The organism is Pseudomonas sp. AOB-7 (assembly GCF_003696305.1).
GTDB lineage: Bacteria > Pseudomonadota > Gammaproteobacteria > Pseudomonadales > Pseudomonadaceae > Aquipseudomonas.
In genome coordinates this window covers 803,444-821,067 of record NZ_RFFK01000001.1, presented here as the reverse complement: position 1 = coordinate 821,067, position 17,624 = coordinate 803,444, and the positions used below count along the sequence as shown (strand labels likewise).

17 protein-coding genes and 2 pseudogenes are annotated in these 17,624 nt (G+C 68.1%); 10 read left to right on the top strand and 9 right to left on the bottom strand.

All coding sequences use genetic code 11. The annotated features are described in order from the left end of the window. Positions 1–7 precede the first annotated feature (7 nt). Entirely contained in the window at positions 8–310 is a 303-nt protein-coding gene (locus tag EA796_RS03980) for a helix-turn-helix transcriptional regulator (RefSeq protein WP_021445912.1), read from the bottom strand. Between the two features lie 268 nt (positions 311–578). On the opposite strand from EA796_RS03980, the pseudogene EA796_RS03975 reads away from it, so the two are divergent. Next, a pseudogene (locus tag EA796_RS03975) lies at positions 579–812 on the top strand (enolase C-terminal domain-like protein); the annotation flags it as partial. A gap of 9 nt (positions 813–821) precedes the next feature. Here the strand turns inward: EA796_RS03975 and EA796_RS03970 are convergent. Continuing rightward, a pseudogene (locus EA796_RS03970) lies at positions 822–1,313 on the bottom strand (tripartite tricarboxylate transporter permease); the annotation flags it as partial. A gap of 90 nt (positions 1,314–1,403) precedes the next feature. Between EA796_RS03970 and EA796_RS03965 the strand changes: the two are divergent. Further along, on the top strand, positions 1,404–1,646 hold the full coding sequence (locus EA796_RS03965; RefSeq protein WP_371921455.1) for an NAD(P)-dependent oxidoreductase: 243 nt from the start codon (positions 1,404–1,406) through the stop codon (positions 1,644–1,646). Positions 1,647–1,777: 131 nt separating this feature from the next. Here the strand turns inward: EA796_RS03965 and EA796_RS03960 are convergent, their stop codons facing one another. Together EA796_RS03960 and EA796_RS03955 are read right to left on the bottom strand one after the other, a co-directional pair. After that, a complete protein-coding gene (locus EA796_RS03960; protein ID WP_371921454.1) occupies positions 1,778–2,398 on the bottom strand; it encodes an NADPH-dependent F420 reductase in 621 nt (206 codons plus the stop codon). 63 nt (positions 2,399–2,461) lie between these two features. Then, positions 2,462–3,211, bottom strand: coding sequence for a 3-oxoacyl-ACP reductase family protein (locus EA796_RS03955; RefSeq protein WP_122107598.1), 750 nt, complete (start codon positions 3,209–3,211; stop codon positions 2,462–2,464). 187 nt (positions 3,212–3,398) lie between these two features. On the opposite strand from EA796_RS03955, the gene EA796_RS03950 reads away from it, so the two are divergent. The 3 genes from EA796_RS03950 to EA796_RS03940 all read left to right on the top strand — a co-directional run bounded on the left by EA796_RS03950 (position 3,399) and on the right by EA796_RS03940 (position 6,082). Beyond that, positions 3,399–4,325, top strand: coding sequence for a LysR family transcriptional regulator (locus EA796_RS03950; RefSeq protein WP_122107597.1), 927 nt, complete (start codon positions 3,399–3,401; stop codon positions 4,323–4,325). A gap of 69 nt (positions 4,326–4,394) precedes the next feature. Continuing rightward, positions 4,395–5,324: an ABC transporter ATP-binding protein gene (locus EA796_RS03945; protein WP_122107596.1), complete on the top strand. Its 930-nt coding sequence runs from the start codon at positions 4,395–4,397 to the stop codon at positions 5,322–5,324. Then, positions 5,321–6,082, top strand: coding sequence for an ABC transporter permease (locus EA796_RS03940; protein ID WP_021446366.1), 762 nt, complete (start codon positions 5,321–5,323; stop codon positions 6,080–6,082). Before EA796_RS03945 ends, EA796_RS03940 begins: the two co-directional genes overlap by 4 nt. A 247-nt stretch (positions 6,083–6,329) precedes the next feature. On the opposite strand, the gene EA796_RS03935 is transcribed toward EA796_RS03940, so the two are convergent. The 3 genes from EA796_RS03935 to EA796_RS03925 all read right to left on the bottom strand — a co-directional run bounded on the left by EA796_RS03935 (position 6,330) and on the right by EA796_RS03925 (position 10,063). Next, complete coding sequence (locus EA796_RS03935) at positions 6,330–6,728, bottom strand: protease inhibitor I42 family protein (protein ID WP_122107595.1); 399 nt, start codon at positions 6,726–6,728, stop codon at positions 6,330–6,332. Between the two features lie 167 nt (positions 6,729–6,895). After that, complete coding sequence (gene lon, locus EA796_RS03930; RefSeq protein ID WP_122107594.1) at positions 6,896–9,292, bottom strand: endopeptidase La; 2,397 nt, start codon at positions 9,290–9,292, stop codon at positions 6,896–6,898. 66 nt (positions 9,293–9,358) lie between these two features. After that, the gene (locus EA796_RS03925; protein WP_021446369.1) at positions 9,359–10,063 is read right to left on the bottom strand and encodes a hypothetical protein; all 705 of its coding nucleotides are present in this window, start codon (positions 10,061–10,063) and stop codon (positions 9,359–9,361) included. Positions 10,064–10,340: 277 nt separating this feature from the next. Here EA796_RS03925 and EA796_RS03920 point away from each other — a divergent pair, with 277 nt between their 5' ends. The 5 genes from EA796_RS03920 to EA796_RS03900 all read left to right on the top strand — a co-directional run bounded on the left by EA796_RS03920 (position 10,341) and on the right by EA796_RS03900 (position 15,517). Beyond that, positions 10,341–11,090 (top strand): AraC family transcriptional regulator, encoded by a 750-nt coding sequence (locus EA796_RS03920; RefSeq protein WP_031304255.1) that lies wholly within the window; start codon positions 10,341–10,343, stop codon positions 11,088–11,090. A gap of 137 nt (positions 11,091–11,227) precedes the next feature. Continuing rightward, positions 11,228–11,914, top strand: coding sequence for a methylamine utilization protein (locus EA796_RS03915; RefSeq protein ID WP_122107593.1), 687 nt, complete (start codon positions 11,228–11,230; stop codon positions 11,912–11,914). Then, positions 11,901–14,240: a bifunctional diguanylate cyclase/phosphodiesterase gene (locus EA796_RS03910; protein WP_122107592.1), complete on the top strand. Its 2,340-nt coding sequence runs from the start codon at positions 11,901–11,903 to the stop codon at positions 14,238–14,240. Before EA796_RS03915 ends, EA796_RS03910 begins: the two co-directional genes overlap by 14 nt. A 3-nt stretch (positions 14,241–14,243) precedes the next feature. Continuing rightward, positions 14,244–15,095, top strand: coding sequence for a DUF3034 family protein (locus EA796_RS03905; RefSeq protein ID WP_122107591.1), 852 nt, complete (start codon positions 14,244–14,246; stop codon positions 15,093–15,095). Positions 15,096–15,097: 2 nt separating this feature from the next. Beyond that, positions 15,098–15,517 carry a group 1 truncated hemoglobin gene (locus EA796_RS03900; protein ID WP_021442098.1) on the top strand — a complete coding sequence of 140 codons (420 nt, stop codon included), beginning with the start codon at positions 15,098–15,100 and terminating at the stop codon, positions 15,515–15,517. 18 nt (positions 15,518–15,535) lie between these two features. Here the strand turns inward: EA796_RS03900 and lpcA are convergent, their stop codons facing one another. Together lpcA and EA796_RS03890 are read right to left on the bottom strand one after the other, a co-directional pair. Then, positions 15,536–16,123 carry a D-sedoheptulose 7-phosphate isomerase gene (gene lpcA / locus EA796_RS03895; RefSeq protein WP_122107590.1) on the bottom strand — a complete coding sequence of 196 codons (588 nt, stop codon included), beginning with the start codon at positions 16,121–16,123 and terminating at the stop codon, positions 15,536–15,538. A gap of 14 nt (positions 16,124–16,137) precedes the next feature. Next, positions 16,138–17,427 (bottom strand): M18 family aminopeptidase, encoded by a 1,290-nt coding sequence (locus EA796_RS03890; protein WP_122107589.1) that lies wholly within the window; start codon positions 17,425–17,427, stop codon positions 16,138–16,140. Positions 17,428–17,624 lie beyond the last annotated feature (197 nt).

Below are 17,624 nucleotides of genomic sequence, written 5' to 3'. Positions count from 1 at the left end.
GAAAAAATTACAACTCTTTGCCTATGATCTCGGCCAGAGCACGGATGTTGGCTTCATTGCGCTTGTAGTAGGTCCACTGCCCAATACGACGGACTTCGACTAGTCCCACTCGCTGCAGCGTGGCAAGGTAATCGGACACTGTCGACTGCGACAGACCGACACCTTCCTGAATACTGCTGACGCAGACGCCCACGGTATGAACGTCCCCTTCATCCTGTGGAGGAAAGTTCTTCACCGGATCCTTCAACCCCTTGAGGATTTCAAGGCGGGTCGGATTTGAGAGGGCTTTGAATACATTGATCAGTTCCATGGCGCGATAATATCGAGATTCACCGATATGTCAATGCGAAAATCATCCGCCCGTCGGACGGCTAATCCCAAGGGGCCGCCTCCAGGGGCAGTCGAGTTGCGCAGCACATCCCAAATTGGCCAGCCTCTCGACGGGGGCTCGATCTGCACTCGCCTTTTACCGCCCGCTCGCCGTCGAGGTCATTACTGCGCCCGTCTGAATGAGGCTGACGCTCCCGCCTGTGAGAGCCTCAATCGTGCCAGCGAGGTGCCTTGGAACGGTTCAAGTTCGGTTCGACACGCCGATCGCCACCGGCGAGATGCTCACCAGCCCGGCCGAGCACAGGGAGTTCATCCGCCGGCGCGCCGCCGACTTCCTAATGCCCGATGCGCCACGGGTCGGCGGCAGCACCCCGTATCTGCGCATGCAGACCCTGGCCTAGCAGGCCGGCATGAGCTTGGCGCCGCATTTCGCCATGGAGCTGCGCGTGTACCAGGCGGCCAGCCATAGGCGTGAGCTCTGGGGTGGGCGATCAGGTGCGCAGAATGGCGTTGATCGCGCTGGGCTTGGGCCGCAGGGCGCTGAACATCTGCCAGAGGACGAAGGCCAGGGCCAGGCCGAGGAGGCTGCCGGCGATGGGGGTGGCGAAGAAGTCGGCGAAGTTGCCATCGGAGAGCATCAGGCCGCGGCGCAGGTTGGTCTCGGCCATCGGCCCGAGGATGAAACCGATGATGAACGGCGCCGCCGGCAGGCCGGCCTTGACGAGGCCGTAGCCGAGCAGGCCGAACAGCAGGATCGAGCAGACATCGAACAGGCGGCTGGACAGGCCGAAGGCACCGACCACGCAGAGCACCAGGATGATCGGCAACAGGATGTGCTTGGGCACGTCGAGCAGCTTGATGGACAGTCGCAGGCCGTAGAACTCCATGAACAGCATCATCACGGTGGCGACCAGCAGGGCGGCGAAGATGCTGTACACCAGCGGGCCCTGGCTGATGAACAGCAGCGGGCCGGGCTGGAGCTTGCTGGCGAGGGCGGCACAGACTTGCAGCACGCCGAGCAGGGTCAGAAAGCCGGCCCGCAGCAGGGGCGGGGTGGCGGTGTCGACGCCCTGGTGGTCGGGCAGTTGGTAGGCCATCACCTCACGGCTTTGCAGAACGGTGTGATTGCTGGCGAGGGTCTGGACGTCTACCAATGCGAACCCGAAGTCCCGGCCGCGTTGCTCGAGTTGGACAACGCGGTGCTGCTGCCGCATGTCGGCAGCGCTAGCGTCGAGACCCGCCAGCAGATGGCCGATCTGGTCCTCGACAACGTGCGTTGCTGTATCGCCAGCGGCCAGCTGCTGACGCCGCTGTAACCCATTCGCGTGACGGCGCCCGCCGCCACGCTTATCGCCGCAACGCCACAAGCGTAGCGGCCGCTTCTCCCGAAACCTCACCTGCAGCACCGGCGCGCCACAAGCGCGCCGGGTTTTTTCCTGCCTGCCATTCAGGCGAACCTGACCAGGTTCAGCGCCGGCAGCGGCCCACCGGGAAACTGCGCCAGCCGGCCCTGTTCGTTGCCGCCGAGGTCGAGGGCGAAGAAGCCCAGGCGCTCGATCAGCGCCGCCACCGTCACCTTGGCCGCGGTGTCCTCTCCGGAGACGAACAGCACGCGGCGGCCGCCCTCGGCCTGCGGGTCGCCAGTCAACAGCGCCGGTTGCAGGTGGTTGAAGGCCTTGACCAGGCGCGCGCCAGGCAGCAGATCGCCGACCACCGCGCTGGAGGCGCGGCCGCCCAGATCGACGGCCCGGAAGGTCGGCGCCTCGATGGGGTTGTTGGCGTCGATGACGATGCGCCCGTTCCAGGGCCCGAGGCCCTCCACCGCGCCGGCCAGCTTGGACCAGTTGACCGCGAGAAACACCAGGTCGGCGCGGGCCGCCTCTTCGCGGCTCACGGCCCTGACCTTGGGGCCGAGTCGCTCGACCAGCGCCGCCAGGCTGTCCGGCCCGCGGCTGTTGGCGATGACCACGTCGATGCCGGCAGTTGCCAGGGCCTGGGCGATGGCCGTGCCGATGGCGCCGGCGCCAATGATGCCGATGTTCATATAAAGCCTCCTGAAATTCTGGATCCCTCTCCCTGTGGGAGAGGGTTGGGGTGAGGGTAGTCGCGACTGGCTGCCGAGCCGGCGGCGTCAGGCGGTAAAGCCGCCGTCCACCAGCAGTTCGGCGCCGGTGACGAAGGCCGCCTGCGGGCTGGCCAGGTAGGCCACCGCGCTGGCGATATCGTGGCCTTCGCCGTAGCGGCCGACGGCGATATGGGGGCGAACGAAGTCGGCCACCGGGCCGTCGGCCGGGTTCATGTCGCTGGCGGTGGGGCCCGGGTGCACGGTGTTGACCGTGATGCCGCGCGGGCCGAGGTCGCGCACCAGGCCGCGGCTGAAGCCGGCCACGGCGCCCTTGGTGAGGGTGTAGGCCGAGGCAGTGGCGAAGGCGGCGTACTGCACCATGGAGCTGCCGATATGGATGATGCGTCCGCCCTGGCCCATATGCTTGAGCGCTTCCTGGGTGGCGACGAACAGGCCGGTGACGTTCACCGCGAGGATGCGCTGGAAGTCGGCGAAGGCGATCTCTTCCGGTGCGCCGAGCACGCTGATGCCGGCGTTGTTGACCAGGATGTCGACCTTGCCGAAGCGCGCGGCCACCTGCTGCACGGCGCTGCGCACCGCCTCGGGGTCGCCGGCGTCGGCGGCCAGGGCGATGGCCGTGCCGCCGGCGGCGAGAATCTCATCGACCACCTGTTCGGCCCGCTCGGGGGAGGCGTTGTAGGTGATGGCGACGCTGGCGCCATCGGCGGCCAGGCGCTTGGCAATGGCCGCGCCGATGCTGCGCGAGCCGCCGGTGACGATGGCGATCTGGCCGGAGAGGGGGAGGGTGCTGTTCATGGTTCGAGCCTCGATGTGTGGTTGGTGAGGCTATGAAACGCCTTTGCAGTTTTGCGCAGTAGCTGGTAATGGCTAGAATCACCTTCAAGCAATGCTTGAATATAGCTTGCGCACCCAATCGGCTCTGGTGCGCCATGCGCACCAGACCGGTAACAGCTCGCCCGCTACGCGACAGGAACCCCGTCCCATGGAAAGCCTGGCCAACCTCGAATCCTTCGTGCGCAGCGCCGAGCTCGGCAGCTTCTCCGCCGCCGCTCGGCGTCTGGCGCTGACCCCGGCGGCGGTGAGCCGCAACGTTGCCCAGCTGGAGCGCCACCTGGGCGTGCGCCTGTTCCTGCGCAGCACCCGCCGGCTGAGCCTGACCGAGGCCGGCGAGCGCTTCCTCGGCAACGTCAGCGGCGGCCTGGCGAGCATCCAGGCGGCCATCGCCGACCTCAGCGGCGCCGCCGGCGAGCCGGCCGGCACTCTCAGGCTCAGCGCCGCACCGGCCTTCGCCCGCGATCACCTGTTGCCGCTGATGCCGGCGTTTCTCGCTCGCTACCCGGCGGTGCTGCCGGACTGGCACCTGGACAATCGTCAGGTCGATCTGATCGGCGAGGGTTTCGACGCCGCCATCGGCGGCGGCATCGAGCTGGCCCCCGGGGTGGTGGCGCGGCGCCTGGCCCCGGCGCATCTGGTGACGGTGGCGGCGCCCGGCTATCTGCAGGGCCGCGCGCTGCCGCGGCACCCTGGCGAACTGGCCGAGTTCGACGGCCTGCTGATGCGTTCGCGGCAGAGTGGCAAGCTGCGCCAGTGGCAGTTGCGTCATGCCAGCGGCGAGGAAGCGGCGCTGAATCTGCGCCCGCACCTGCTGCTCGACGATCCCGAGGCGCTGCGCCACTGCGCGCTGCTCGGCATGGGCGTGGCGCTGCTGACCATGGCCGACGTCGCCGAGCACCTCGAGCGCGGCACGCTGCTGCGCCTGCTGCCGGACTGGCATGTCGATGCCGGGCCGATCTCGCTGTATTTCGCCAGCCAGCGCCTGCTGCCGGCCAAGACCCGCGCCTTCGTCGACTTTCTCACCGCGCACTTCGAGACCGAGCAACTGGCCCGACGTTTTTGTGCAACGCAGTGATCCGTGCTTGCCCTGTCCTGGTGGTCAGGCTCTACACTCTGTGGTTTTTCCGCAGGCAAGGACTCCACCGTGCAGTCGGTCATCTCCATTTCACAACTGAACAAGACCTACGCGTCGGGCCATCCGGCGCTGCAGGGCATCGACCTGGACATTCGCCAGGGCGAGATCTTCGCCTTGCTCGGCCCCAACGGCGCCGGCAAGACCACCCTGATCAGCATCATCTGCGGCATCGTCAATCCCGGTAGCGGGCAGGTGCTGGTCGGCGGCAAGGACATCGTCCGCGACTACCGCGCGGCCCGCGCGCAGATCGGCCTGGTGCCGCAGGAGCTGGTCAGCGACGTGTTCGAAACCGTCTGGGCGACGGTCAAGTTCAGCCGCGGCCTGTTCGGCAAGAAGCCCGATCCGGCCTACCTGGAGCAACTGCTCAAGGACCTGTCGCTGTGGGACAAGCGCAACGCCAAGATCATGGAACTGTCCGGCGGCATGAAGCGCCGGGTGATGATCGCCAAGGCACTGTCCCACGAGCCGCAGATTCTGTTTCTCGACGAGCCCACCGCCGGCGTCGACGTCGAGCTGCGCCGCGACATGTGGAACATGGTGCGGCGCCTGCGCGAGCGCGGCGTGACCATCATCCTCACCACCCACTACATCGAGGAGGCCGAGGAAATGGCCGACCGCATCGGCGTGATCAGCAAGGGGCGGATCATTCTGGTGGAGGACAAGCAGGTGCTGATGCACAAGCTGGGCAAGAAGCAGCTGAGCCTGCAGCTGCAGCAGCCGCTGGCCGGCGTGCCGGCCGAGCTGGAACGCTACGGCCTGGAGCTGGTCGACCAGGGCCATGCCCTGGTGTTCACCTTCGACGCCCAGCACGAGCACACCGGCATCGCCGAGCTGTTGCGCGACCTGGCCCAGCACGGCATCGACTTCAAGGACCTGCAGTCCAGTCAGAGTTCGTTGGAGGAAATCTTCGTGTCCTTGGTCAAGGAGTCGCGCGCATGAACCTCTATGCCATCAAGGCCATCTACCTGTTCGAGCTGGCGCGTACCTGGCGCACCCTGCTGCAGAGCATCGCCACGCCGGTGATCAGCACCTCGCTGTACTTCGTGGTGTTCGGCTCGGCCATAGGTTCGAGCATGACCCAGGTGCAGGGGGTGAGCTACGGCGCCTTTATCGTGCCGGGGCTGATCATGCTGGCGCTGCTCACCGAGAGCATCTCCAATGCCTCGTTCGGCATCTATATGCCCAAGTATTCGGGGAGCATCTACGAGCTGTTGTCGGCGCCGGTGTCCTACCTGGAAATCCTCGTCGGCTATGTCGGCGCGGCGGCGACCAAGTCGGTGATCCTCGGCATCATCATCCTGCTCACCGCGCGCCTGTTCGTCGACTTCGAGGTGCAGCACCCGCTGTGGATGGCGGCCTTCCTGGTGCTCACCGCGCTGACCTTCAGCCTGTTCGGTTTCATCATCGGCGTGTGGGCCGACGGCTGGGAGAAGCTGCAGATAGTCCCGGCGCTGATCGTCACGCCACTGACCTTCTTAGGCGGCGCCTTCTATTCGATCAGCATGCTGCCGCCGGCCTGGCAGACGGTGACCCTGTTCAACCCGGTGGTGTACCTGATCAGCGCCTTCCGCTGGAGCTTCTACGGCGTCTCCGACGTCAACGTCGGCCTCAGTCTGGCGATGATCCTGGGGTTTCTGGCGCTGTGCATTTTGCTGGTGGGCTGGATCTTCAAGACCGGCTACCGGCTCAAGAGCTGAGGTCGCCGGCAGGCACGCCGGGGCGCTGTCGGGAGGCGTCCCGGATTGCATCCGGGCTGCGGGGCTGATGCCAGCCGTATCGCGAAACGGAGGCTCGGCGCAGGGTGGATCGCGCTTTATCGATCCACCGCTGTGGTGGATGTAAAAAGCGACATCCGCCCTACGGAGCGAGGTGTGCCACGGGCGATCCAGGGCATCTGCAGATCGCCCACAAGCGGGCTCCTACCGGGCGAATCGGGGTGGCCCCTTATTTCACCCGCAACTCGCAATCGAAGGTCTTGGCCGGCGCCACGTCGGTTTCCCAGGGGCGCTGGTAGGTCAGCAGCAGGCGACCCTCGCCGCGCTCGCGGGTCTGGAAGCGCCAGGTGGATTTACCGGCGGCGCCGACCAGACCGGCGTCCTCCGGGTTGCTGTAGACCTCCGGGCCGAGGCTCTGCAACACGCTCTCGGCGCCGTCGCGCAGCACCCAGCGAAAGCCGGTGGTGGGATTGCTGGGCAGGCTGAGGATCAGTTGCTGGCCCAGGTCCAGGCTCAGCGGGCATTTGTTGCCCTGCTCCTGGGTCAGGGTCTGGGTGCTGGGCTTCTGCGCGCAGGCGGCGAGCAGGGCCAGGCTGGCGAGGGGCAGCAGGCGGAAGGCGGCGGTCATGACGGATTCCTGTCGGCGAAACGCCCCCAGCATAGCCGCATTGGCCAGGAGCAGGCCACCGGGTAGGTTGGCGCTGAGCGCAGCGAAGCCCAACAGGGAGCGCGCAGCGCTCCGCCCGACGATTCCTGCCGCCGCTTTTGCTTGAAGCTTGCCGCTTGCCGCTGCTTCTACTCGAACAACACCCTGGCCACATCGCTGTAGCGCCTGGCGAAATGCACGGTCAGGCCTTCCTTGAGGTAGTCCGGCAGCTCCTCGTAGCTGCCGCGGTTGGCCTCCGGCAGGATCAGTTCGAAGATCTTCTGTCGCCGCGCGGCGATCACCTTCTCGCGCACCCCGCCGATGGCCAGCACCTGGCCGGTCAGGGTCAGCTCGCCGGTCATCGCCACGCCCTTTTTCGCCGGTTGGTTGCGTGCCAGCGACAGCAGCGCGCTGGCCATGGTGATGCCGGCGCTGGGGCCGTCCTTGGGCGTGGCGCCTTCCGGCACGTGCAGGTGGACGAAGGCCTGGTCGAAGAAAGCCGGGTCGCCGCCGTACTGCTTCAGGTGCGAGCTGACGTAGCTGTAGGCGATCTCCGCCGACTCCTTCATCACCTCGCCGAGCTGGCCGGTGAGCTTGAAGCCGCGGTTGAGGGTGTGGATGCGCGTCGCCTCGATCGGCAGGGTGGCGCCGCCCATGCTGGTCCAGGCCAGCCCGGTGATGACGCCGGTGCCGGCCAGCAGTTGCTCGTTGCGAAACACCGGCATGCCCAGGGCTTCCTCCAGGTCCTTGGCACCGATGCGGATCTTCGCTTCGGGATCGTCCAGCAGTTTCACCACCGCCTTGCGCACCAGCTTGCCCAGCTGCTTCTCCAGCTGGCGCACGCCGGCCTCGCGGGCATACCCCTCGATCACCGCACGCAGCGCCGCGTCGCTGATGGACAGGCGCGCCTTGGGCACGCCGGCCTTGGCCAACTGCTTGGGCCACAGGTGGCGCTTGGCGATGGCCAGCTTCTCCTCGGTGATATAGCCGGACAGGCGGATCACCTCCATGCGGTCGAGCAGCGGCCCGGGAATCGAGTCGAGGGTGTTGGCGGTGCAGACGAACAGCACCTTGGACAGGTCCAGGCGCAGGTCCAGGTAGTGGTCGAGGAATTCGACGTTCTGCTCCGGGTCGAGGGTCTCCAGCAGCGCCGAGGCCGGGTCGCCCTGGTAGCTGGCGCCCATCTTGTCGATCTCGTCGAGCATGATCACCGGGTTCATCACCTCGGCTTCCTTGAGCGCCTGCACCAGCTTGCCGGGCATGGCGCCGATATAGGTGCGGCGGTGGCCCTTGATCTCCGCCTCGTCGCGCATGCCGCCGACCGAGAAACGATAGAAGGGCCGGCCCAGGCTTTCCGCGATGGACTTGCCGATGCTGGTCTTGCCCACCCCGGGCGGGCCGACCAGCAGCACGATGCTGCCGGCGATCTCGCCCTTGAAGGCGCCGACGGCGAGGAACTCGACTATGCGTTGCTTGATGTCATCCATGCCGGCGTGGTGCGCATCCAGCACCTTGCGCGCATGGGCCAGGTCGAGCTTGTCCTGGCCGTAGACGCCCCAGGGCAGGTTCGTGGCCCAGTCCAGGTAGTTGCGGGTGACGGCGTATTCCGGCGAGCCGGTCTCGAGGATGGCCAGCTTGTTCAGTTCCTCGTCGATGCGCTTGCGCGCCTGCTCGGGCAGGGTCTTGCCCTCCAGGCGGGCGCGGAACTCGTCGGCGTCGGCACTGCGGTCGTCCTTGACGATGCCCAGTTCCTGCTGGATCAGCTTGAGCTGTTCCTGCAGGAAGAATTCGCGCTGACGCTCGCCGATCTTGCGGTTGACCTCGGCCGACAGCTCGTTCTGCAGGCGCGCCACCTCGACCTCCTTGCGCAGCAGCGGCAGCACCTTCTCCATGCGCCTGAGCATCGGCACGGTATCCAGCACCTCCTGCAGCTCGGCGCCCGGCGCGGTGGTGAGGGCGGCGGCGAAGTCGGTGAGCGGCGAGGGGTCGTTGGGGCTGAAGCGGTTGAGGTAGTTCTTCAGCTCCTCGCTGTACAGCGGGTTGAGCGGCAGCAGCTCCTTGATCGCGTTGATCAGCGCCATGCCGTAGGCCTTGACCTCGTCGCGCGGGTCGGCCGGCGCCTGCGGGTACTCCACCTCGGCCAGGTACGGCGGCTTGCGACTGAGCCAGCCGCGGATGCGCACCCGCGCCAGGCCCTGGGCGACGAACTGCAGCTTGCCGCCGTCCTCGCTGGCATGGTGCACGCGCACCAGGGTGCCGTGCTCGGGCAGCTTGTCGAGGTCGAATTCGCCGCTGTCGCCGGGCGGGGTGTCGACGTAGAACACCGCCAGGCAGCGGTGGTCGGTGTTGCCGACGCGCTCCAGGGTCTTGCCCCAGGGCTGCTGGTTGACGATCACCGGCAGCACCTGAGCGGGGAAGAACGGGCGGTTGTGGATGGGGATGACGTAGAGCTTGTCCGGCAGGCGCTGGGCGGGCAGCACCAGGCTGGTGCCGTGCGTCTGGGCGCCTTCTGCGGCGGCGTCGGGGGTGATGTCCTGATCGTTCATGGAGCACCTTTGCTTGCACGTTAAGTGCTAGATGGGGCGGTGCTCGGGGTTTTTCAACGGCTCTGTTCAAGCGAGATTCAGGCGAATCCCCTGCAGGCGTTGCTCGATCAGCGGCGTGAGCAGGGCGAAGCAGTCGGCGGGGGCCAGGCGCACCTGCGGCGCGTCGATCAGCTCATGGCGCAGGCGCTCGAGCAGGGCGTGCAGCGGCTGGTCCTGGCCCTGTTCGTCGAGGCGCTCGCAGAGAAAGCGCATCTGCATCTGCAGGCCGGGCGGGCAGCGCGAGTAGTTGGCCGCGCGCACCGCCAGGCCGCGCAGGCGGGCGAGGTCTTCCAGGGCGCGGCAGGCCTCGCCGAGACCGCGGATGGCCGGGTGTTCGTGCTGGTAGAGGCGGTCTTCCAGCTGCTCGATGGCTTCCAGCAGGGCCTCGATCAGCTTGCTGTGCGCCTCGAAGTCGGCGGGCTTGCGCCGCAGCTGCGGCCAGTGCTGCTGCAGCGCCGGCAGCTGCAGGCTGGCGCCGGGCCAGTTCAGCCACAGCGCATCGAGCTGGCGGGCCAGGGCGTTGCGCTGACTGACGCTGGCGATGTCTTGCTGCGCGCCGAGGCCGCGATGCTTCTGCAGCGCCTGCAGCAGTTCCAGGCAGCGTTGCAGGGTCTGGCTTTCCAGTTGGCCCAGGGCCAGGTGATGGCGGCGTTCGGCGCGCTGGCTGAGCCAGTGGCCGAGGGTCAGCAGCACGGCGCCCAGGGCCAGGGCGATAGAGAGTTCCAGATTCATGGGGCCTCGCTTGGTTGAATCCGCTGGCTGAGCCATGTCGATTGGATCTCGCTCAAGCAACTCTCCTGCCAGCCGCCGGCAATGCCCGGATTGCCTGGGCACGGCGGCTGCGCCGCGGCGCCGGCTGTGCCCATTAATGGCGCCTGGGCGGATTTCGCTGCCCAATCTGGTGCGTGCGTTGGAAAAGGTGCAACCCGTCCGCTGGTCGTGGGTTGCGGCGTTTTTTGCGATTAAGGAGTAAAGTGCAACCCTTGTTTTGTGCCGCCAGTCTTTCGCGATGCTGCAAGCCCGAGTGATCCGCCTGGATGAACAGGCCCATGTCCATGCCCACGACCATCACCAGCTGGTGATGTCCCTGGTCGGCCGCGCCGAATTCGAGGTCGGCGGCCGCGGCGGCGAGGTGTGCCGCATGCGCGCCTGCCTGGTGCCGGGCGACGCCGCCCACCAGTTCGCCGGCATGGGCGACAACCGCATGCTGATCCTCGACCTCGACGAGCAGGACACCCCCAGCGAAGACCTGGAGTTGCTCCACCGCCTGTTCGAGACCCCGCGCTATCCGGCGCTGGACGTCGATTTCCAGCACCTGCTGAGTTATGCCGGCGCCGAGCTGGAACGCTACGGCAGCGACTCGATCCTGGCCCGTTCCCTCGGCGGCGTGCTGCTGCGCGCGCTGCACCTGCGCCTGTTCGGCGAGCAGCGCTGGCGGCCGCAGGGCAGCCTGGATCTGCAGCGCCTGGACAGCTATATCGGCGAGCACCTGGCGCGGCGCATCAGCGTCGCCGAACTGGCCCAGGTGATGTGCCTGAGCCCCAGCCATTTCCACGCCCAGTTCAAGGACAGCGTCGGCCTCACCCCGCACCAGTACCTGCTCAAGACCCGCCTCGACCGTGCCGCGCGGCTGCTGCGCGAGAGCAAGCTGCCGCTGGTGCGGATCGCCGAGGAATGCGGCTTCTCGAGCCAGAGCGCGCTGACCACGGCGATGCGCCGCTACCTCGGCCTCACGCCCAAGCGCCTGCGCAGCGAATAGCGCCGCTGCTGGCCAATTGCCGCTGGCCGGTTCGCCGCCGGCCAGCTAGGCTGTCATCTCAGTACGCCAAACTCGGTTGCCAGGACGGCATGTAATCCTGTGAACGTCCGGCCTTCGGCTCGGGCCAAGGTACGCGCATGACTGGTTGCAATTCCCGCCTGCTCCCCCTCGTTCTGTTCGCCGTTCTGGTCCTGCACGGCTCGGCGCATGCCGCGGCGCTGCAGGCCGAGCTGGTGGACGCCGCCGGCCAGCCCCTGGCCGATGCGGTGATCAGCCTGCGCGGCCCGCTGGACGCGCCCCAGCTGCCGTCGCCGGCGCGCATGGATCAGCGCAACAAGCAGTTCCTGCCCCATGTGCTGGCGGTGCGCACCGGTACCTCGGTGTCCTTCCCCAACAGCGACGACATCCGCCACCAGGTCTATTCCTTCTCGCCGGCCAAGCGTTTCGAGCTGCGCCTGTACCAGGGCACGCCGAGCGAGCCGGTGCTGTTCGACAAGCCCGGGCTGGTGGTGCTCGGCTGCAATATCCACGACTGGATGCTCGGCTATATCTACGTCACCGACGACCCCTGGTTCGCCGTCAGCGACGAGCACGGCCGCGCCGCCATCGCCGAGCTGCCGGCCGGGCGCTACGCCGTGACCCTGTGGCACCCGGGCAACCCGCAGCTGCTGCCGCAGGCCACCGGAGAGCTGCAGTTCGACGCCCAGGCGCCGAGCCAGCGTTTCGTCCTGGCCAGCAGCGGCCCCGCCGAGCCACCCGCGCCGCCGGCGCCGAGCGCGTTCGGCGAGGCCTTCAGGAAAGCCGCCGAAGATGCTGCGCAGTAGCTTCCAGGCGCGTATCGCCGGCGTCCTCGTCCTGCTGTTGCTGGTGGTGATCGGCGCCCTCTATGTCGCGGTGAAGGCCGCCACCGATGCCGCAGTGCGCGCCCAGGCGCAGGAGCAGCTGAACGTCGGCAGCCGGGTCTTCGAGCAACTGCTGGCGCTGCGCAGCGACCAGCTGCAGCAGGCCGCCCAGGTGCTGGCGGCCGATTTCGGCTTCAAGGACGCGGTGGCCAGCGGCGATGCGCCGACCATCCGTTCGGCGCTGGCCAACCAGGGCGCGCGCATCAACGCCGGCGCCGTGTTCCTCCTGGGCCTGGATGGCAGCCTGCAGGTGAGCACCGACCCGGGCATCGATGCCGAGGCGCTGGCCCGTCTCGACGGCCAGTTGCAGTTGCCGCGGCGCGACGGCCCGCGGCTGTTCCTGCTGCCCATCGGCAGGCAGATCTACCTGCTGGTGGATGCCACGGTGAGCGCGCCGCTGCCGATCGCCCGGGTGCTGATGGGCTTTGCCGTGGATCGCGAATTCGCCCTGCAACTGCGTGAGCTGACCCACCTGGAACTGAGCCTGGTGGCCAGTCGCGACGGCGCTGCGCCGACCTGGATCAGCACCCTGCCGGGCAGCGCCCAGGCCCTGCTGGAGGCGCAGATGGAGGCGGCCGGCGCGATGCCGCAGCGCCTCGACGACGGCAGCGAGCACTACTTCGGCCAGCACCTGCAACTGGCCAGCGGCTCCGGCTACCGGGTCGAGGCGCTGCTGCACAAATCCCTCGGCGAGGCCGAGGCGGCGTTCGCGCCGCTGGATCGACGCATCCTGCTGATCAGCCTGGGGGCCATGCTCGCCTCGCTGGTCGGCGCGCTGTTGCTGGCGCGCAGCGTGTCGCGGCCGGTGCGCGAACTGGCCGCTGCCGCCCAGCGCATCGGCCGCGGCGACTACCAGCAGCCGGTGGCCCTGGCCCGCAGCGACGAGCTGGGCCTGCTGGCGCTGGCGGTCAACGACATGCAGCGCGGCATCGCCGAACGCGAGCGGCAGTTGGCGCACAACGCCCTGCACGACGCGCTGACCGGCCTGCCCAACCGCACCCTGGCGCTGGAGCGGCTGGGCAGCGCGATCACCGCCGGGCGACCCACCGCGTTGCTGTACCTGGGCGTGGGCAACTTCGCCGCGATCAACGAGAGCTGCGGCCAGGGCGGCGGCGACCTGGCCCTGCAGCAGCTGGCCCGGCGCCTGCAAGCGACCCTGCGCCCCGGCGACAGCCTGGCGCGCCTGTTGGGCGACGAGTTCCTCCTGCTGCTGGAGCAGTGCGATGGCGACAGCGCGGTGGCCAGCGCCGACCGCCTGCACCAGCTGCTGCTCAAGCCGCTGCGCATCGGCACCCTGGACGTCGCCCTGGACTGCCGTATCGGCATCGCCGCCTACCCGGCCGACGGTGACACGCCGGACGATCTGCTGCGCCGTGCGCGCATCGCCATGCAGGACGCCGCCCAGCACCCCGGTCGCCTGCAGCTCTACCAGCAGGGCCGCGACGCCGCCCAGCAGCGGCAGATCCGCCTGATCCGCGACCTGCGCCACGCCGCCGCGCAGGGCCAGCTGCTGCTGCACTACCAGCCCAAGCTGGACATCCGCGAGGGCCTCGTGCGCCAGGCCGAGGCGCTGCTGCGCTGGCAGCACCCGCAGCTGGGCATGGTCTCGCCCGGCGAATTCATCCCGCTGGCCGAGCGCACCGGCAGCATCCAGCTGCTCACCGCCTGGGTCATCGAGGAGGTCATGCGCCAGCTGCAGGAATGGGACGGGCGCGGCGTCTGGGTGCAGCTGTCGCTGAACATCTCCACCGAGGACCTGCTCGACGCCGACCTGCCGGCGCGGGTCGGCGCGCTGCTGGCGCACTACCGGGTGGCGCCGGAGCAGCTGATCTTCGAGATCACCGAGAGCGGCGTGATGCTCGACCCCGAGCGCGCGCTGCAGGTGCTGCACGGCCTGCGCGGCTGTGGCATCGGCCTGTCGGTGGACGATTTCGGCACCGGCTACTCCTCGCTGGCGCAGCTCAAGCGCATGCCGGTGCAGGAGCTGAAGATCGACCAGAGTTTCGTGCGCGAGCTGGACGACCACAGCGAGGACTCGGTGATCGTCCGCTCCACCATCGAAATGAGCCACAGCCTGGGCCTCAAGGTGGTGGCCGAGGGTGTCGAACTGGCGCCCAGTCTGAGCCTGTTGCAGCGCTGGCACTGCGACACCGCGCAGGGCTACCTGATCAGCCGGCCGCTGGCCGCCGCGGCCTTCGAGGCCTGGCTGGCGCAACCCTACCGTTCCCCCCTGGCCAAGGTGCACTGAAACATGCGACTCGCCTGTCTGTCGGGTCTGTGCCTGTGCGCCGAGCTGGCCGCCGCCGGCGAAGGTCGCCTGCTGGCCACCGGCGGCGCCACCAGCCTGGAGGGAACCGCCGGCGGCGGGATCATGCCCTGGGCGGTGCTGGCCGGTTACGGCGAGCGCGGCGAATGGGGCGCGGACGTGTTCGCCACCCGCGTCGAGACCGGCGACTACCGCCTCGACGTGGCCGGTGTGGCGGCGGCCTACGGCAACCGCATCGAGCTGTCCTACGCGCGCCAGCGCTTCGACCTCGGCACCCTGGCGCGCGACCTGCACTTGCCGGACAACAGCCTCAGCCAGGACGTGCTCGGCCTCAAGCTGCGCCTGGCCGGCGACCTGATCTACGACCGCCTGCCGCAGATTGCCCTCGGCCTGCAGCACAAGCGCCAGCGCGACTTCCGGGTGCCCAGCCTGGTCGGCGCGCAGCGTCGCGAGGACAGCGAAGGCTACCTGGCGGCCAGCCGGCTGATTCTCGGCGGCGCCTTCGGCTACAACCTGCTGCTCAACGCCAACCTGCGCTACAGCCGGGCCAACGAACTGGGCCTGCTGGGCTTCGGCGGCGACCGCCGCGACCGCCATTCCTGGCTCAAGGAGGGCTCGGTGGCGGTGCTGCTGGATCGGCACTGGGCGGTGGGCATCGAGTACCGGGAAAAGCCCGACAACCTGAGTTTCGCCGGCGAGAGCGACTGGGCCGATCTGTTCGTCGGCTACTTTCCGAACAAGCACCTGGCCCTGGTGCTGGCCTACGCGCGGCTCGGCGAGATCGCCACGCTGGACCACCAGGACGGCGTCTACCTGTCCGTGCAGGGGAGTTTCTGAACATGCGCCTGGCCATGCTCTGCCTGCCGCTGCTGCTGGCGGCCTGCGCCCAGCAGGCGCCGCGCGACGACGGCCTGTACCGCGCCCTGGGTGCGGAGCCGGGTATCGTGCGGATAGTCGAGGGCATGCTGCTGGGCAGCGCGCGCGATCCGCGCATCGCCCGGCACTTTCTCGATATCGACATCGAGCGCCTGCGCGACAAACTCATCGAGCAGCTGTGCTTCGAGAGCGGCGGCCCCTGCGTCTACACCGGCGACAGCATGGAGGAGAGCCACAAGGGTCTGCGCCTGACCCCCAGCGATTTCAACGCCCTGGTCGAGCACCTGCAGGACGCGATGGACGCCGAGGGGGTGCCGACGCCGGCGCAGAACCGCCTGCTGGCGCGCCTGGCGCCGATGCGTGGGCAGGTGATCGACCGCTAGCGAGCGGGGCGCCCGGGTTCAGGCGTAGTTCTGCGGGCTGAGCTTGCGCTCGATCAGCTCGATGAGGATGTGCAGCACCTTGATATGCAGCTCCTGCACGCGGTCGGCGTAGTCGCCGCCGGGCGCGCAGATGCACACGTCCGCCAGGCTCTCCAGCAGCGAGCCGGGCTTGCCGGTCAGGGCCACCACCTTCACCCCCAGGGCCTTGGCCGCTTCGGCGGCCTTGACCACGTTGGGGCTCTTGCCGCTGGTGCTGATGGCGATCAGCACGTCGCCGGCGCGGCCATGGGACTCGATATAGCGCGAGAAGATGTGGTCGTAGCCGAAGTCGTTGGCCACGCAGCTGATATGGCTGGGGTCGCTGATCGACACCGCGGCGATGCCGGGGCGGTTGTTGCGGTAGCGCCCGGTCAGCTCCTCGGCAAAGTGCATGGCGTCGCACATCGAGCCGCCGTTGCCGCAGGAAAACGCCTTGCCCTTGGCCTCGAAGCTTTCGATCAGCAGCTCGGCGGCCTGCTGGATATTGCCCAGGGTCTGCTCGTTGGCGAGGAAGGCCTCCAGCGCGCGCTGGGCTTCCTGCAGGCTGTTGCGGATATGTTCGATCATCGCGGGGCTCGCTCTCAGGGCAATTCGGGGCTGGAGTAAAACGCACTCAGCACTTTCACCAGGTGCTCCAGGTCGTGGCTGCCGGCCAGTTCGCGGATCGAGTGCATGGCGAAGGTGGGCAGGCCGATATCGACGGTGCGTACGCCCAGCTGGCTGGCGGTGAGCGGGCCGATGGTGGAGCCGCAGGCCATGTCGCTGCGCACCACGAAGCTCTGCACCGGCACCTCGTTCTCCAGGCACAGGTGGCGGAAGAAGCCGGCGGTCTCGCTGTTGGTGGCGTAGCGCTGGTTGCTGTTGATCTTGATCACCGGGCCGGCGTTGAGCTTGGGCCCGTGGTTGCCATCATGCTTGTCGGCATAGTTGGGGTGCACGCCGTGGGCGTTGTCGGCCGACACCAGCAGCGAACGCTGGATGGTCCGCACGAAGGCGTCGCCCTCCGGCAGCACGCGGCGCAGCACCTGTTCGAGGAAGGGGCCGTCGGCGCCGCAGGCCGAGCAGGAACCGACCTCTTCATGGTCGGTGCAGACCAGCACGCAGGTTTCCTCGTCGCTGGAGTCGATCAGCGCCTGCAGGCCGGCGTAGCAGGACAGCAGGTTGTCCAGGCGCGCGCCGGCGATGAAATCCTGATTGAGGCCGACGATGGCGGCGCTCTGGGTGTCGTAGAAACTCAGCTCGTAGTCCAGCACCGCATCGGCATTGAAGTCGTGCTCCATGGCCAGCTGTTCGCTGAGCAGGGCTCGGAAGTCGGCGGTCTCGCTGCTGGCCAGTTGGGCGAGGATCGGCGGCAGCTCGTTCTGCGGGTTGATCGCCCAGCCCTGGTTGGCCTCGCGGTTGAGGTGGATGGCCAGGCTGGGGATCACGGCGATGGGCTGGTAGAAGTCGATCAGCTGGCTCTCGACCTTGCCGTCGCGGCGGTAGGTCACGCGGCCGGCGAGCGACAGGTCGCGGTCGAACCAGGGGGCGAGCAGGGCGCCGCCGTAGACTTCCACGCCGAGCTGGAAGAAGCCCTGGCGCTGCAGCTCGGGGTTGGGCTTGACCCGCAGGCAGGGGCTGTCGGTATGCGCACCGACCAGGCGAATGCCGCCGTCGACGGTCGGGCGCTTGCCGAGCTTGAAGGCGATCAGCGAGGAGTCGTTGCGGGTCACGTAGTAGCGGCCGCCGGCCTCGGTGTGCCAGGGCGCGCGCTCGTCGAGGTGGCGATAACCGGCCGCCTCCAGGCGCATGGCCAGGCTGGTGGTGGCGTGAAAGGGGGTAGGCGAGGCGTTGAGAAAGTCGATCAGGCCTTGGTTCAGTTCTTCGCGCATAGGGACTCCGGGCAACGATGGCGCGAGTTTACCAATTTGCCTCGGCCTGTGCCGGCTGCGCGCTCGTTTGCGCACGATAGTTCGCGTCTATCGCGCTACCGGTGCCGGTGATGCGCGCGGCCTGGGCGGCACCGCGACAGCCTGCGGGGCCTGGCCGGGGTGCATCGCCGTGATCGATGGCTTGCCCGATGGCTTTC

Coding starts and splice junctions, on each gene's coding strand:
- EA796_RS03900 (WP_021442098.1), top strand. CDS start 15,098: ATGCGCCTGGCCATGCTCTGCCTGCCGCTGCTGCTGGCGGCCTGCGCC.
- EA796_RS03905 (WP_122107591.1), top strand. CDS start 14,244: ATGCGACTCGCCTGTCTGTCGGGTCTGTGCCTGTGCGCCGAGCTGGCC.
- EA796_RS03910 (WP_122107592.1), top strand. CDS start 11,901: ATGCTGCGCAGTAGCTTCCAGGCGCGTATCGCCGGCGTCCTCGTCCTG.
- EA796_RS03935 (WP_122107595.1), bottom strand. CDS start 6,728: ATGACCGCCGCCTTCCGCCTGCTGCCCCTCGCCAGCCTGGCCCTGCTC.
- EA796_RS03920 (WP_031304255.1), top strand. CDS start 10,341: ATGCTGCAAGCCCGAGTGATCCGCCTGGATGAACAGGCCCATGTCCAT.
- EA796_RS03925 (WP_021446369.1), bottom strand. CDS start 10,063: ATGAATCTGGAACTCTCTATCGCCCTGGCCCTGGGCGCCGTGCTGCTG.
- EA796_RS03950 (WP_122107597.1), top strand. CDS start 3,399: ATGGAAAGCCTGGCCAACCTCGAATCCTTCGTGCGCAGCGCCGAGCTC.
- EA796_RS03915 (WP_122107593.1), top strand. CDS start 11,228: ATGACTGGTTGCAATTCCCGCCTGCTCCCCCTCGTTCTGTTCGCCGTT.
- lon (WP_122107594.1), bottom strand. CDS start 9,292: ATGAACGATCAGGACATCACCCCCGACGCCGCCGCAGAAGGCGCCCAG.
- EA796_RS03955 (WP_122107598.1), bottom strand. CDS start 3,211: ATGAACAGCACCCTCCCCCTCTCCGGCCAGATCGCCATCGTCACCGGC.
- lpcA (WP_122107590.1), bottom strand. CDS start 16,123: ATGATCGAACATATCCGCAACAGCCTGCAGGAAGCCCAGCGCGCGCTG.
- EA796_RS03980 (WP_021445912.1), bottom strand. CDS start 310: ATGGAACTGATCAATGTATTCAAAGCCCTCTCAAATCCGACCCGCCTT.
- EA796_RS03940 (WP_021446366.1), top strand. CDS start 5,321: ATGAACCTCTATGCCATCAAGGCCATCTACCTGTTCGAGCTGGCGCGT.
- EA796_RS03890 (WP_122107589.1), bottom strand. CDS start 17,427: ATGCGCGAAGAACTGAACCAAGGCCTGATCGACTTTCTCAACGCCTCG.